The 13,481-nt window shown below is 66.8% G+C and carries 11 protein-coding genes and 1 other RNA gene; 6 read left to right on the top strand and 6 right to left on the bottom strand.

Going from position 1 to position 13,481, the window contains the following annotated elements; all coding sequences use genetic code 11:
- Window positions 1-17: 17 nt before the first annotated feature.
- The 6 genes from rpsA to gyrA all read right to left on the bottom strand — a co-directional run bounded on the left by rpsA (window position 18) and on the right by gyrA (window position 9,730).
- Window positions 18-1,739, bottom strand: coding sequence for a 30S ribosomal protein S1 (gene rpsA / locus AC1ECW_RS09135; RefSeq protein WP_409704796.1), 1,722 nt, complete (start codon window positions 1,737-1,739; stop codon window positions 18-20).
- A gap of 168 nt (window positions 1,740-1,907) precedes the next feature.
- On the bottom strand, window positions 1,908-3,917 hold the full coding sequence (locus tag AC1ECW_RS09130) for a bifunctional 3-phosphoshikimate 1-carboxyvinyltransferase/cytidylate kinase (RefSeq protein WP_409704794.1): 2,010 nt from the start codon (window positions 3,915-3,917) through the stop codon (window positions 1,908-1,910).
- Between the two features lie 22 nt (window positions 3,918-3,939).
- Entirely contained in the window at window positions 3,940-4,824 is an 885-nt protein-coding gene (locus AC1ECW_RS09125; RefSeq protein ID WP_481201689.1) for a prephenate dehydrogenase, read from the bottom strand.
- A 23-nt stretch (window positions 4,825-4,847) separates the two neighbouring features.
- A complete protein-coding gene (gene pheA, locus AC1ECW_RS09120; RefSeq protein ID WP_409710436.1) occupies window positions 4,848-5,948 on the bottom strand; it encodes a prephenate dehydratase in 1,101 nt (366 codons plus the stop codon).
- Window positions 5,941-7,032 (bottom strand): 3-phosphoserine/phosphohydroxythreonine transaminase, encoded by a 1,092-nt coding sequence (gene serC / locus AC1ECW_RS09115; RefSeq protein WP_481201688.1) that lies wholly within the window; start codon window positions 7,030-7,032, stop codon window positions 5,941-5,943. Before serC ends, pheA begins: the two co-directional genes overlap by 8 nt.
- A gap of 67 nt (window positions 7,033-7,099) precedes the next feature.
- Window positions 7,100-9,730, bottom strand: a complete 2,631-nt coding sequence (gene gyrA, locus AC1ECW_RS09110) for a DNA gyrase subunit A (protein WP_481201687.1) — start codon at window positions 9,728-9,730, stop codon at window positions 7,100-7,102.
- Between the two features lie 277 nt (window positions 9,731-10,007).
- Here gyrA and ompA point away from each other — a divergent pair, with 277 nt between their 5' ends.
- From ompA to AC1ECW_RS09080, 6 genes are all read left to right on the top strand, one after another.
- Complete coding sequence (gene ompA, locus AC1ECW_RS09105; protein ID WP_481201686.1) at window positions 10,008-10,670, top strand: outer membrane protein OmpA; 663 nt, start codon at window positions 10,008-10,010, stop codon at window positions 10,668-10,670.
- Window positions 10,671-10,747: 77 nt separating this feature from the next.
- Window positions 10,748-11,458 (top strand): bifunctional 2-polyprenyl-6-hydroxyphenol methylase/3-demethylubiquinol 3-O-methyltransferase UbiG, encoded by a 711-nt coding sequence (gene ubiG, locus AC1ECW_RS09100; protein ID WP_409707442.1) that lies wholly within the window; start codon window positions 10,748-10,750, stop codon window positions 11,456-11,458.
- On the top strand, window positions 11,455-12,126 hold the full coding sequence (gph, locus tag AC1ECW_RS09095) for a phosphoglycolate phosphatase (protein ID WP_481201685.1): 672 nt from the start codon (window positions 11,455-11,457) through the stop codon (window positions 12,124-12,126). Before ubiG ends, gph begins: the two co-directional genes overlap by 4 nt.
- Before the next feature lie 62 nt (window positions 12,127-12,188).
- Window positions 12,189-12,547: a transfer-messenger RNA gene (gene ssrA, locus AC1ECW_RS09090) on the top strand.
- Window positions 12,548-12,892: 345 nt separating this feature from the next.
- Window positions 12,893-13,258: a hypothetical protein gene (locus AC1ECW_RS09085; RefSeq protein WP_481201684.1), complete on the top strand. Its 366-nt coding sequence runs from the start codon at window positions 12,893-12,895 to the stop codon at window positions 13,256-13,258.
- A gap of 69 nt (window positions 13,259-13,327) precedes the next feature.
- The coding region (locus tag AC1ECW_RS09080; RefSeq protein WP_481201746.1) for a transposase at window positions 13,328-13,481 on the top strand (154 nt) is incomplete at its 3' end.

The following is a 13,481-nucleotide window of genomic DNA, read 5'->3' as shown; positions in this document are numbered from 1 at the left end:
GGGCGCCGCGGGCGGCATCAGCCGTTGTTGCTGTTCTGGTTGTCCAGCTTGGCCTTGAGCAGGGCGCCCAGGCTGGTCGTGCCGGCATTGCCGACGCTCTCGGCCGACAGGCGCTGCAGTGCTTCTTGCTGCTCGGCGCTGTCCTTGGCCTTGATCGACAGCTGGATGCTGCGGGTCTTGCGGTCCACGTTGATGATCAGCGCGGTGACCTCGTCGCCTTCCTTCAGCACGTTGCGGGCGTCCTCCACACGGTCGCGGGAGATCTCCGAGGCACGCAGGTAGCCGGTGACGTCGTCGGCGAGCTGGATCTCGGCGCCGCGGGCATCCACGCTCTTGACCGTGCCGGTGACGGTGGCGCCGCGGTCATGCACGGCGGTGTAGTTGCTGAACGGATCGGCGTCGAGCTGCTTGATGCCCAGCGAGATGCGCTCGCGTTCCACGTCGATGGCCAGCACGACGGCCTCGACTTCCTGGCCCTTCTTGTAGTTGCGCACGGCCGCTTCGCCCGGCTCGTTCCAGGACAGGTCGGACAGGTGCACCAGACCGTCGATGCCGGCAGCCAGGCCGACGAACACGCCGAAGTCGGTGATCGACTTGACGGGGCCCTTGACCTTGTCGCCGCGCTTGAAGTTCTGGGCGAATTCCTCCCAGGGATTGGGCTTGCACTGCTTCATGCCCAGGGAGATGCGACGCTTGTCCTCGTCGATCTCCAGGACCATGACCTCGACCTCGTCGCCCAGCGAGACGATCTTGCTGGGGGCGACGTTCTTGTTGGTCCAGTCCATCTCGGAGACGTGCACCAGGCCTTCGATGCCAGGCTCGATCTCGACGAAGGCCCCGTAGTCGGCGATGTTGGTGATCTTGCCGAACAGGCGGGTGCCGTTGGGGTAGCGGCGCGACACGCCCACCCAGGGGTCGTCGCCCAGCTGCTTCAGGCCCAGCGAGACACGGTTCTTCTCGGCGTCGAACTTCAGCACCTTGGCGCGCAGCTCTTGGCCGACGGTGACCACCTCGGAGGGGTGGCGCACACGGCGCCAAGCCATGTCGGTGATGTGCAGCAGGCCATCGATGCCGCCCAGGTCCACGAAGGCCCCGTATTCGGTGATGTTCTTGACCACGCCGTCGACGATGGCGCCTTCGTGCAGGGTTTCCAGCAGCTTGGCGCGCTCTTCGCCCATCGACGCCTCGATCACGGCACGGCGGCTGAGCACGACGTTGTTGCGCTTGCGGTCGAGCTTGATGACCTTGAACTCCATGGTCTTGCCCTCGTACGGGCTCATGTCCTTGACCGGGCGGGTGTCGATCAGGGAGCCGGGCAGGAAGGCGCGGATGCCGTTGACCAGCACGGTCAGGCCGCCCTTGACCTTGCCGGAGACGGTGCCGGTGACGAAGTCGCCGGACTCGAGGGCGCGCTCGAGCTGCAGCCATGAGGCCAGGCGCTTGGCCTTGTCGCGCGACAGGATGGTGTCGCCGTAGCCGTTCTCGATGGCGTCGATGGCCACCGAGACGAAGTCGCCGACCTGAACCTCGAGTTCACCCTGGTCGTTCTTGAACTCGTCGATGGGCACGTAGGCCTCGGACTTGAGCCCGGCATTCACGACGACGAAGTTGTAGTCCACGCGAACGACTTCGGCGGTGATCACCTCGCCGGCGCGCATTTCGGAGCGCTTGAGCGATTCTTCGAACAGGGCGGCGAAGGATTCCTGGCCTTGGGAGGCAGCGGCAGCGGTTTGAGACATGAAGAAGGTTCCTGGTGCCAGCCTGCGACCGGCAAAGCGCGGTCGGGACGACCGCGGGTTGGGTTGACGAATCCGGCCTTCCAGCGTGCCTGCACGGCACAGGGGGGAGAAAACCGGGCCCACCACCCTGGCCGGCTCGCAGGCCCGGTCAGGGTCTTTGGCCGTTCATCAAAACGGCCGGCGCTGCGCCCACCACGCCAGCACCTGCTGCACCGAAGCTTCGATGGAAAGTGCCGAGTTGTCGAGCAACTGCGCGTCTTCCGCAGGTCTCAAAGGAGCCGCGCTGCGGGTCTGGTCCCGCGCATCGCGCGCCTGCAAGTCCTGCAAAAGGGTCGCAAGGTTAGCAGAAATTCCCTTGGAAATCAATTGCTTATGCCGCCGCTTCGCGCGGGTTTCGGCGCTGGCGGTGAGGAAGACCTTCAAGGCGGCATCCGGAAAGATCACGGTGCCCATGTCGCGGCCATCGGCCACCAGGCCGGGCAGGCGGCGGAAATCGAGCTGGCGCTGGCGCAGGGCCTCGCGCACGGCCGGGTGGGCGGAGATCCGCGACGCCAGCGCCCCGACGTCCTCGCGGCGCAGATCCTCGCTCACGTCACGCTCGCCCAGCCAGATGCGGCCGGGTTCGAAGCGCAGTGGCAGGCCCGCCGCCAGGGCGGCCAGGGCGGCCTCGTCCTGCGCGTCCACGCCGGCCTCCAGGGCCGCCAGGGCGGTCGCCCGGTACAGCGCGCCCGAGTCGAGCAGGTGGTACCCCAGGGCCTGGGCCACCTCAGCGGCCAAGGTGCCCTTGCCCGAGGCTGTGGGGCCGTCGATCGTCAGCACGGGGATGTCGGCGACCTCGGCGCGGGCCACGGTGAACAGGGTCTCGAAGTAGTCCGGGAAGGTCTTGGCCACGCAGCGCGGATCGAGGATGCGCAGCGGCTGCCGCGCGGGCAGGCCCTCGATCAGGCCGTGGAAAGCTGCCAGCGAGAAGCACATGGCCACCCGGTGGTCGTCGTAGGTGTGGATCGCGGCGGCGCGCACCTGGCGCAGCGGGTGGACGGTGAGGCTGTCGGCGCCCTCGACCACCTCGGCACCGAGCTTGCGCAGCTCGGTGGCCATCGCGGCGATCCGGTCGGTTTCCTTCACGCGCCAGCTCGCGATGTTGCGTAAGGTGGTGGGCCCGTCGGCGTACAAGGCCATGATGGCCAGCGTCATCGCGGCGTCGGGAATGTGGTTGCAGTCCAGGTCCAGGGCGCGCAGCGGCCAGGTGCCGCGGTGCACCTCGAGCCAGTTCGGCCCCTGGCGCACGACGGCTCCCATCGCCTGCGCGGCTTCGACGAAGCGGATGTCGCCCTGGATGGAGTGGGCGCCCACGCCCTCGATGCGCACGGGGGCCTGCGCGGATGCGGCCAGGGCGCCAAGCGCGATAAAGTACGAGGCCGAGGAGGCATCGGCCTCGACGTGGAGATCCCCCGGCGAGCGGTAGGCCGACGCCGCGGGCACCGTGAAGGCCCGCCAACCGTCGCGCTGCACATGGATGCCGAAGCGTTGCAGCAGTTGCAGGGTGATCTCGATGTAAGGCTTGGAGATCAGCTCACCCACGACCTCGATGTGCACGGGCGCATTTGCCGACAGCAGCGGCGCAGCCATCAGCAAGGCGGTCAGGAACTGGCTGGAGACGTCGCCGCGCACGCGGATCGGGGCATCCACGCGCGGGCTGCCGCCCGCCAGCCGCAGCGGGGGATAGCCCGCTTGGCCGAGGTAGTCGATCCGGCAGCCCAGGCTGCGCAGTGCGTCGACCAGATCGCCGATGGGCCGCTCGTGCATGCGCGGCACGCCGCTGAGTTCGAAGCAGCCTCCGTGCTGGCCGCTCAACACCGCCAGGGCCGCCACCAGCGGGCGCATGGCCGTGCCGGCATTGCCCAGGAAAAGCCTGGCCTCGCGGGCGGCCAGGCGGCCGCCCAGGCCGGTCACCACCAGCGCGCCCCCTTCGTGCTCGATGCCGCAGCCGAGCTGGCGCAGCGCCTCGATCATCACCCGCGTGTCGTCCGAGTCGAGCAGGTCGTGCACGCGCGTGCGGCCTTCGCTCAGGCCGGCCAGCAGCAACACGCGGTTGGAGATGCTCTTGGAGCCGGGCAGCCGCACTGTACCGGCGGCCGAACGCAGGGGGGGCAGGTCGAGGAAGGCGGTGGTGTACATGCGCCGGAGGGGGCGGGCGGCGTCAGCGCCCGCCCGGGGGCTTGGGGGTGGACATCTGCCAGCTCGCGCGGGCTTCGGAGGCGCTGCGGATCAGGTCTTCCAGGGCCTGCGCATTGCCGGTCTTCATCACGTGCTCCAGCGCGTCGAGGGTGTGCCGGAAGCGCAGCGACTGCTTGATCACCTCTTCGCGGTTGGCCAGCAGGATGTCGCGCCACACGGCCGGGTCGCTGGCTGCGATGCGGGTGAAGTCGCGAAAGCCCGGGCCGGCCAGCGAGAGGAAGTCGGCGCCGGCCGGCTGCTTGTGCACCGCGTTGAAGTAGGCGAAGGCCAGCAGGTGGGGCAGGTGGCTCACGGCGGCAAAAGCCGCATCGTGGTTCTCCGGTGTCATGCGCAGCACCTGCGCGCCGACGGCCGACCACACGTCCGTGGCCTTCTGGACGAGTGCCGCGTCGGTCTGCTTCAGCGGCGTGAGGATGACCTGACGGCCACTGTAGAGCTGGGCGTCGGCATGCTCCACGCCCGACACTTCCTTGCCGGCGATCGGGTGGGCCGGCACGAAGGAGGTGACGCGGTCCTTGAGCACGCGGCGTGCGGCATCGACCACGTCACGCTTGGTCGAGCCCACGTCCATGAACAGCACGCCCGGCTCGACCAGGTGGCGAATGGCCTTGAAGGTGGCTTCCGAGGCGGCCACCGGCACGGCCATCAGCACGATGTCCGAACCCGAGACGGCCAGCAGGGCCGATTCGGCCGCGATATCGATCACGCCCAGCCGCCGGGCCTTCTCCGTGGTGGAGGGGGACTTGCTGTAGCCGATGACCCGCTTGACCAGGCCTGCGCGCTTGAGCGCGAGGGCAAACGAACCGCCCATGAGGCCGCAGCCGATCACACCGAGTTGGTTGAACATTGCGCGATACGCTCCCGGAGGGCTCAGTGCACGTCGATCGGGTAGGTCCCCAGCAGCTTGAAGAAGGCGCACACATCGCGCAGCTCCTTCAGCGCCTGGGCCACATGCGGCTGGTCGGGGTGGCCCTGGACGTCGATGTAGAAGTAGTACTCCCACTGGCCCGAGCGGGCCGGTCGCGATTCGAAGCGGGTCATCGACACGCCGTACTGCTTCAGCGGCACCAGCATGTCGTGCACGGCGCCGGGGCGGTTGAGCACCGATACCACCAGGCTCGTGCAGTCGTGACCCGAAGCCTTGGGCTGGGGATGGCGGTCGGGGTGGGTGACGATGGCAAAGCGCGTGCGGTTGTGCGGGTCGTCCTGGATGGCCGGAGCCACCACATGCAGGCCGTACTCGCTGGCTGCGCGCTCGCTGGCGATGCCGGCCAGGCGCGGGTCCTCGCTGGCCAGGCGGGCGCCTTCGGCGTTGCTGGCCACCGGGCGGCGTTCGACGTTGGGCAGGTGGTTGCTCAGCCACAGGTGGCACTGCGCCAGGGCCTGCGGATGGGCGCACACCGCCTCGATCCCCTCCAGCGAGTTTTCCTTGCGCAACAGGTTGTGGCGCACGAAGAGGCTGGTCTCGCCGATGATGAACAGCGGGGTGGTGAGGAAGAGGTCGAGTGAGCGGGCCACCACGCCTTCGGTGGAGTTCTCGACCGGCACCACGCCGAAATCGGCGGCACCGGCGGTGGTGGTGCGGAAAACCTCGTCAATGCTGGCGCAGGGCACTCGCTGAATCGACGAGCCGAAGAAGCCCAGGGCGGCCAGTTCGCTGAAGGTGCCCGCCGGGCCCAGGTAGGCCACACGGGTGGGCGTTTCCAGCGCACGGCAGGCCGACATGATCTCGCGCCAGATCGGCGCCACCGATTCGGACTTCAACGGACCGGGGTTGACGGCCTTCAGGCCGTCGATGACCTGGGCCTCGCGCTCGGGGCGGAAGACCACCGAGCCTTCCTTCTTCTTGAGCTCGCCCACCGCCTGGGCCAGGCCAGCACGGCGGTTGAGCAGGGCCAGCAGCTCGCGATCGACGGCGTCGATCTGGTTGCGCAGCGCCAGCAGCTCGTCGGGGGTCGGGGTCTCAGCCATGGCTCGCCGCGAATTCTCGCATGTAGTCCACCAGCGCACGCGCGCCGTCTACCGGCATGGCGTTGTACAGGCTCGCGCGCATGCCTCCCACGCTCTTGTGACCCTTGAGTTGCAGCAGGCCCCGCTCGCGGGCGCCGGCCAGGAAAGCTTCGTTCAGGCGATCGTCGGGCAGGAAGAAGGGCAGGTTCATGCGCGAGCGGCAAGCGGGGTCGACCTTGTTGACGTACCAGCCCGAGGCGTCGATGTAGTCGTAGACGAGCCGCGAGCGCTCGATCGCGCGGCGCTCCATCTCGGCCACGCCCCCCTCGCGCTTGAGCCACTGGAAGACCAGGCCGGCGATGTAGATCGCATAGGTGGGCGGCGTGTTGTACATCGAGCGATGCTCGGCCACCACCCGGTAGTCGAAGGCGCTGGGGCACACCGGCAGGGCACGGCCGAGCAGGTCCTCGCGCACGATGACCAGCGTTAGCCCGGCCGGGCCGATGTTCTTTTGCGCACCGGCGAAGGCCAGGCCCACGCGCGACCAGTCCACGGGCCGCGAGGCAATGTGCGAGGAACAATCGATCACCAGCGGGGCGTCGCAGCCCAGCGCCTTCAGGTCGGGCAGCTCGTGGTACTCCACACCGTGGATCGTCTCGTTGGTGCAGATGTGCACGTAGGCCGCGCCGCTGCGCAGCCGCCATGAGGCTGGCGCCGGCAGTGTGATGTGGCCGCCGGTTTCGTTGCTGGCGGCCACGGCGGGGTCGCAGTAGCGTGCGGCTTCCTTGAAGGACTTGGCCGACCATGAGCCGGTGACGACGAAGTCCACTGCGCCGCCACGCGAAAGGTTGAGCGGCACGATGGCGTTCTCGCCCAGGCCGCCGCCTTGCATGAAGAGCACCTTGAAATGCGCGGGCACGCCCAGCAGTTCGCGCAGGTCGGCTTCGGCCCGGTCGATGATCTCGCCGAACTCGCGGCCACGGTGGCTCATCTCCATCACGCTCATGCCGCTGCCGTGCCAGTCCAGCATCTCGGCGGCGGCCTGTTCGAGCACCGGCTGCGGCAAGGCCGCGGGGCCGGCGGAGAAGTTGTAGGGGCGTTTCATGTCGGCATGGGCTGCAAGGGTCGCAAGGGCAGGCGCGCTGCAGGGCGCCTGCGGGCCGGGGGCGGGCTCAGTCGGAGGCGTTGCCTGAGCCTCCATCGCCTTCGCCGTCGCGCTCGGCGGCGTCGTTCTCGACGATGCGCTGCAGACCCGAGAGCTTGGCACCGTCGTCGAGTGCGATCAGGGTCACCCCCTGGGTGGCGCGGCCCAGCTCGCGGATCTCGGCCACGCGGGTGCGCACCAGCACGCCGCGGTCGGTGATCAGCATGATCTCGTCCTCAGGGCGTACCAGCGTGGCAGCCACGACCTTGCCGTTGCGCTCGCTTTGCTGGATGGCGATCATGCCCTTGGTGCCGCGACCGTGGCGCGTGTACTCGGTGATCGGCGTGCGCTTGCCATAGCCGTTTTCGGTAGCGGTGAGCACGCTCTGGGTCTCATCCTCGGCCACGAGCATCGCGATCACGCTCTGGCCGTCTTCCAGCATCATGCCGCGCACACCGCGGGCCTGGCGGCCCATCGCGCGCACATCGTTCTCGTCGAAGCGTACGGCCTTGCCGCCATCGGAAAAGAGCATCACGTCGTGATGCCCGTCGGTCAGGGCGGCACCCACGAGGTAGTCGCCCTCATCCAGGTCCACCGCGATGATGCCGGCCTTGCGCGGGTTGCTGAATTCGTCCAGCGCGGTCTTCTTGACGGTGCCCTGGGCCGTGGCCATAAAGACGTAGTGGTCGGCCGGGAAGCTGCGGAACTCACCCGTGAGCGGCAACACGACATTGATCTTCTCGCCGGGCTGCAGCGGGAACATGTTGACGATGGGCTTGCCACGCGAGGCCCGGCCGCCCTGGGGCACCTCCCACACCTTGAGCCAGTAGACCCGGCCGCGGTTGGAGAAGCACAAGATGTAGTCGTGCGTGTTGGCGATGAAGAGCTGGTCGATCCAGTCGTCTTCCTTGGTGGCCGCCGCCTGCTTGCCGCGGCCGCCGCGGCGCTGGGCGCGGTACTCTGCCAGCGGCTGGCTCTTGATGTAGCCGGCATGGCTGAGCGTGACCACCATGTCCTGTGGGGTGATCAGGTCCTCGGTGTCGAGTTCCTGGGCGTTGTGCTCGATTTGGCTGCGACGTGCGCCCACCTTGGTCTGGCCGAACTCCTGTTTCAGTGCGGTAAGCTCCTCGCCGATGATGAACGTGACGCGCTCGGGCTTGGCCAGGATGTCGAGCAGGTCGGCGATCTGGGCCATCACGTCCTTGTATTCGCCGATGATCTTGTCCTGCTCCAGGCCCGTCAGGCGCTGCAGGCGCATTTGCAGGATCTCGCCGGCCTGGTCGTCGGACAGGCGGTACAGGCCGTCGGTCTGCAGGCCGTAGTGCAGGGGCAGGCCCTCTGGGCGGTAGGCCGCGCGGCCGCCGACCGTCTCGCCTTCGGCGCGGGCCAGCATCTCGCGCACGAGCGAGGAGTCCCAGGAGCGTGACATCAGCTCCTGCTTGGCGATCGGAGGGGTCGGCGAGTTCTTGATGATGGTGATGAACTCATCGATGTTGGCCAGGGCCACGGCCAGGCCCTCGAGGATGTGGCCGCGTTCGCGCGCCTTGCGCAGCTCGAACACCGTGCGGCGGGTGACTACCTCGCGGCGGTGTTCGAGGAAGATCTCCAGCAGGTCCTTCAGGTTGCACAGCTTGGGCTGGCCGTCCACGAGGGCGACCATGTTCATCCCGAAGGTGTCCTGCAGTTGCGTCTGCTTGTACAGGTTGTTGAGCACGACCTCGGGCACTTCGCCGCGCTTGAGCTCGATCACCACCCGCATGCCCGACTTGTCGGACTCGTCCTGGATGTGGCTGATGCCCTCGATCTTCTTCTCGTGAACCAGCTCGGCGATACGCTCGAGCAGATTCTTCTTGTTCACCTGGTAGGGGATCTCGTCGACGATGATGGCTTGGCACGTGCCTTTGTCGATGTCCTCGAAGTGGCAGCGCGCGCGCATCACCACCTTGCCGCGGCCGGTGCGGTAGCCGTCGCGCACGCCCGACAGGCCGTAGATGATGCCGGCGGTGGGGAAATCGGGCGCCGGGATGATCTCCATCAGCTCGTCAACCGTGGCCTGCGGGTTTTTCAGCAGGTGCAGGCAGGCGTCGACCACTTCGTTGAGGTTGTGCGGCGGGATGTTGGTGGCCATGCCCACCGCAATGCCGGCCGAGCCGTTGACCAGCAGGTTGGGCAGCCGCGTGGGCAGCACCAGCGGCTCCTTCTCCGAGCCATCGTAGTTGGGGCCGTAGTCGACGGTTTCCTTGTCGATGTCGGCCAGCATCTCGTGGGCGATCTTGGCCAGGCGGATCTCGGTGTAGCGCATCGCCGCGGCGTTGTCGCCGTCCACCGAGCCGAAGTTGCCCTGGCCATCGACCAGCATGTGGCGCAGCGAGAAGTCCTGCGCCATGCGCACGATGGTGTCGTACACCGCGGAGTCACCGTGCGGGTGGTACTTACCGATCACGTCGCCCACGATACGGGCCGACTTCTTGTAAGGCCGGTTCCAGTCGTTGTTGAGTTCGTGCATCGCGTACAGCACACGCCGGTGCACCGGCTTGAGGCCATCGCGGGCATCGGGCAGGGCGCGGCCCACGATCACGCTCATGGCGTAATCGAGATAGGACCGCCGCATTTCCTCTTCGAGGCTGACGGGGAGGGTTTCTTTGGCGAACTGAGTCATGCGATCCCTGAAGCGGCGGGACAACCGAGCGGTTGTGCGGGAAGGTGTCAGACAACGTCTGACAAACGGTCATTCTAATGGGGCCTGGTTGTCGTGCATGCGCAACAAGTGAGGGTGGGGCCCAGGGGGTGGGGGACAAAAACTTGTCCAAGTGACACGCTATGGCACAATGAATTGTCGATAGTAAAAACTCGCGGTAACGGCGGGTTTCCTGGATCCGTCCCGCTTTTGGTGGACTTTTCGCAGCCTGTCTGCGGCTTTTCTTGCGAGGAGAAACATGAACAAACTGAACAAAGTGGCGGCGCTGTTTGCTTCGGCCGCACTGGCCTCCGGTGCGCTGGCCCAGACGGTCGACAACTGGCGTGCAACCGATGGCACCGTGTGGAAGAACGGCACGAACGAACTGTGCTGGCGTGATGCCACCTGGACTCCCGCCACGGCGGCCCAGGTGTGCGATGGCGCGCTGAAGCCCGCCCAGGCTCCGGCGCCCGCTCCGGCCCCGGCGCCCGCGCCCGCTCCGGCACCCGCTCCGGCCCCGGCCCCGGCCCCGGCGCCCGCTCCGGCCCCGGCGCCGACCAGCGAGAAGGTGACCTTCGCAGCCGATGCCTTCTTCGACTTCGACAAGGCCGTGCTGAAGCCCGAGGGCCGCGCCCGCTTGGACGACCTGGTCGACAAGATCAAGGGCATCAACCTGGAGGTCATCATCGCCGTGGGGCACACCGACTCCGTCGGCAATGACGCCTACAACCAGCGCCTGTCGGTGCGCCGTGCCGAAGCTGTGAAGGCCTACCTGGTTTCCAAGGGTGTCGAGCAAAACCGCGTCTACACCGAAGGCAAGGGCGAGAAGCAGCCCGTGGCCGACAACAGCACCCGCGAAGGCCGCGCCAAGAACCGTCGCGTGGAGATCGAAGTGGTCGGCACCCGCGCCATCAAGCGCTGAGCCACCGCGCTTCGAACGCAAACCCCGCTTCGGCGGGGTTTTTTCTTGATGCCGCGCACTGGGGCACAATGCGCGCCATGAGCGACACCCCCTTCAATGCCGACCCTCAGGAACTGGCCAAATTCAGCGAGCTGGCGCATCGCTGGTGGGATCCAGAAAGCGAGTTCAAGCCGCTGCACCAGATCAATCCGTTGCGACTGGACTGGATCGACGCGCAGGCCGGCCTGAAGGGGCAGCGTGTCGTGGACATCGGCTGCGGTGGGGGCATCCTCAGCGATGCGATGGCCCGTCGGGGCGCACGTGTGCTGGGTATCGACCTGGCCACCAAGCCGCTGCGGGTGGCTCAACTGCATGCCCTGGAAGCTGGCACGCCCGACATCGAGTATCGCGAGGTCTCCGCCGAGGCCCTGGCGGCTGAGCAGCCCGGGCAGTTCGGTGTCGTTACCTGCATGGAGATGCTCGAGCATGTGCCCGATCCGTCCTCCGTCATCCGTGCGGCCGCCACCTTGGCCAAGCCGGGCGGCTGGGTGTTCTTCTCGACGATCAACCGCAACCCCAAGTCCTTCCTCTTCGCCATCGTGGGGGCGGAATACGTGCTCAAACTGCTGCCGCGCGGCACCCACGAATATGCCCGCTTCATCCGTCCGCGCGAGCTGGCGCAGTGGTGTCGTGATGCGGGGCTCGATGTCGTCTCCAGCCGGGGCCTGGAATACAACCCGTTGACGGGACGCTACTGGCTGTCGGACGACACCAGCGTGAACTACCTGTTCGGATGCCGCAAGCCGTGAGCGCGGTCCTGCCGGGCATCCGGGCGGTGCTGTTCGACCTGGACGGCACCCTGGCCGACACCGCTCCCGATCTGGCGGGCGCCGCCAACCGCATGCGGCAGCGGCGGGGCCTGCCGCCCTTGCCGGTGGAGCGCCTGCGGCCGGTGGCTTCGGCCGGCGCACGAGGCATGATCGGCGTGGCGCTGGGCGTGCGCCCCGCAGACTCCGCCTTTGAGGCCCTGCGCGAGGAGTTTCTGGCCGAGTACGCGGCCGCGCTCGATGTCGAGTCCCGTCTGTTCGATGGCGTGCCCGAGCTGCTCGACCGCCTGGACGGGGCCGGACTGCCCTGGGGGGTGGTGACGAACAAGGCGATGCGGTTCACCGGCCCTGTGCTCGAAGCCCTGGGTCTGGCCGAGCGGGCGGCGGTGGTCATCGCGGGCGACACGACGCCTTACGCCAAGCCCCATCCGCAGCCGCTGCTGGAAGCCTGCCGCCGTTTGGCGATTGAGCCGAAAGGCGCGGTGTATGTGGGCGATGATCTGCGCGACATCCAAGCGGCACGAGCTGCCTGCATGCCTAGCGTGGCGGCAGCCTACGGGTATCTCGGGGAGCACGGCGACGTGTCCACCTGGTCGGCCGATCACGTCGTGCCTCATCCGCTGCGAATGCTGGAGCTGCTGGGACTGTGAGCGGCCGGCCGATCTTGAAAACCGGCTTGTCAATCCGACATACAATGCCTATCCCGTTTTCCGGGGCCGACCTGGTTTCGACGTGGGTGCGGATTCGGAACAGGGCATGCCGAGCACCAGTTCGCTCGTTAATCCACTGGAACAAAGTAACTGCGAACGACGAACGTTTCGCCCTCGCCGCTTAATCCCGGCGAGCCTCTCAACGGTTGGCCGATAGGCCGGGCCCGCAAGGGCTGAGAGGTCATTCATATCGGCTGGTCCGCCGCCGGGTCACACGGTGGCGGACGAGATCACGTGACTGGTGGGGTTGGTAGCGTGCTGCTGCGCGACCGCCCCGCGAGACCCAAACCAGCCAGCTAAGCATGTAGAACTGTCCGTTGATGGCTTGCGGACGCGGGTTCGATTCCCGCCGGCTCCACCATCTACAAGGGCTCGGATGATCTCCGGGCCCTTTTTGCCTTCGGCGAAACTTCGTTTTCTTGCCTGAAATCCCTGCGTGGCGCGGGGTTCCGGCTACCTGTGCTGCGGGTGGCGATCTGCCGAAACGCCCGAAATCGGCCGCTTTCTCTGCCAGAACCGTCTCTTTTCTCTGTTTGGCCTGCGGGTAGGCGCAGATGCAGGTCAAGCAAAATCAACAACTTACGCGTACCGGTTCGCTGTCAACCAAAGCCGCCGGTCAAGCATCAAACCCCGTCACGACCTCCCACTGGGTGGCCCATTCGGTCGGCTACGGGCGAGCAGGACCCTTGCAGCGAAAATATTGACGATGACCAACAAGAAGAAAATCGCCGCCGATCTGCAGTCTGCGCTGTTTGGGCAAAGCCCACTGAGCACCGATCTGTACGTGGAAGTGCTGGCCGATTACGAGGACGAGCTCAAGGCCTCGCTCGACAAGGACGCCGATGACGCCCTGCTGTGCGTGCTGGCGGACGACGGTGACGTGGCGATGATGGTCATCGAATGGGATGGCAGCATTTACCGGAATGAAAACGCGTTGAAAAAGCTGCAGGCCATGTGGCGGCACAGCTTTGAGATCAATGTGCTGACCCTCGTGCCCATCCTCAGTGACCACATCAGCCAGAAAAATCTGGGGGTGGCAGGCATCAAGTGGCTGCCCGCATCCAGCGATTGAAGCTGACCTGCTCCCCGAAATCCGTACCACGGCAAAGGAACAAAATCCGCGCAACGCAAAGGAAGCGCGATGCGCAAGAGCAGGTACACGGAAGAGCAGATCATTGGGTTCATCAAGCAGGCTGACGCCGGCGTGAACGTGGCGGACCTGTGCCGCAAGGAAGGCTTCAGTACGGCCACGTTCTACAAGTGGCGGGCGAAGTTCGGCGGCATGGAGGCCAGCG

The sequence above is a fragment of the Caldimonas hydrothermalis genome, from assembly GCF_056746695.1.
This window is presented reverse-complemented; position numbering and strand designations above follow the sequence as displayed.

What these genes read in the sequence shown, in the direction of transcription:
- rpsA (WP_409704796.1), bottom strand. Translation starts at nt 1,739, where the DNA reads ATGTCTCAAACCGCTGCCGCTGCCTCCCAAGGCCAGGAATCCTTCGCC.
- serC (WP_481201688.1), bottom strand. Translation starts at nt 7,032, where the DNA reads ATGAAACGCCCCTACAACTTCTCCGCCGGCCCCGCGGCCTTGCCGCAG.
- AC1ECW_RS09085 (WP_481201684.1), top strand. Translation starts at nt 12,893, where the DNA reads ATGACCAACAAGAAGAAAATCGCCGCCGATCTGCAGTCTGCGCTGTTT.
- pheA (WP_409710436.1), bottom strand. Translation starts at nt 5,948, where the DNA reads ATGGCTGAGACCCCGACCCCCGACGAGCTGCTGGCGCTGCGCAACCAG.
- ompA (WP_481201686.1), top strand. Translation starts at nt 10,008, where the DNA reads ATGAACAAACTGAACAAAGTGGCGGCGCTGTTTGCTTCGGCCGCACTG.
- gyrA (WP_481201687.1), bottom strand. Translation starts at nt 9,730, where the DNA reads ATGACTCAGTTCGCCAAAGAAACCCTCCCCGTCAGCCTCGAAGAGGAA.
- AC1ECW_RS09125 (WP_481201689.1), bottom strand. Translation starts at nt 4,824, where the DNA reads ATGTTCAACCAACTCGGTGTGATCGGCTGCGGCCTCATGGGCGGTTCG.
- AC1ECW_RS09130 (WP_409704794.1), bottom strand. Translation starts at nt 3,917, where the DNA reads ATGTACACCACCGCCTTCCTCGACCTGCCCCCCCTGCGTTCGGCCGCC.
- ubiG (WP_409707442.1), top strand. Translation starts at nt 10,748, where the DNA reads ATGAGCGACACCCCCTTCAATGCCGACCCTCAGGAACTGGCCAAATTC.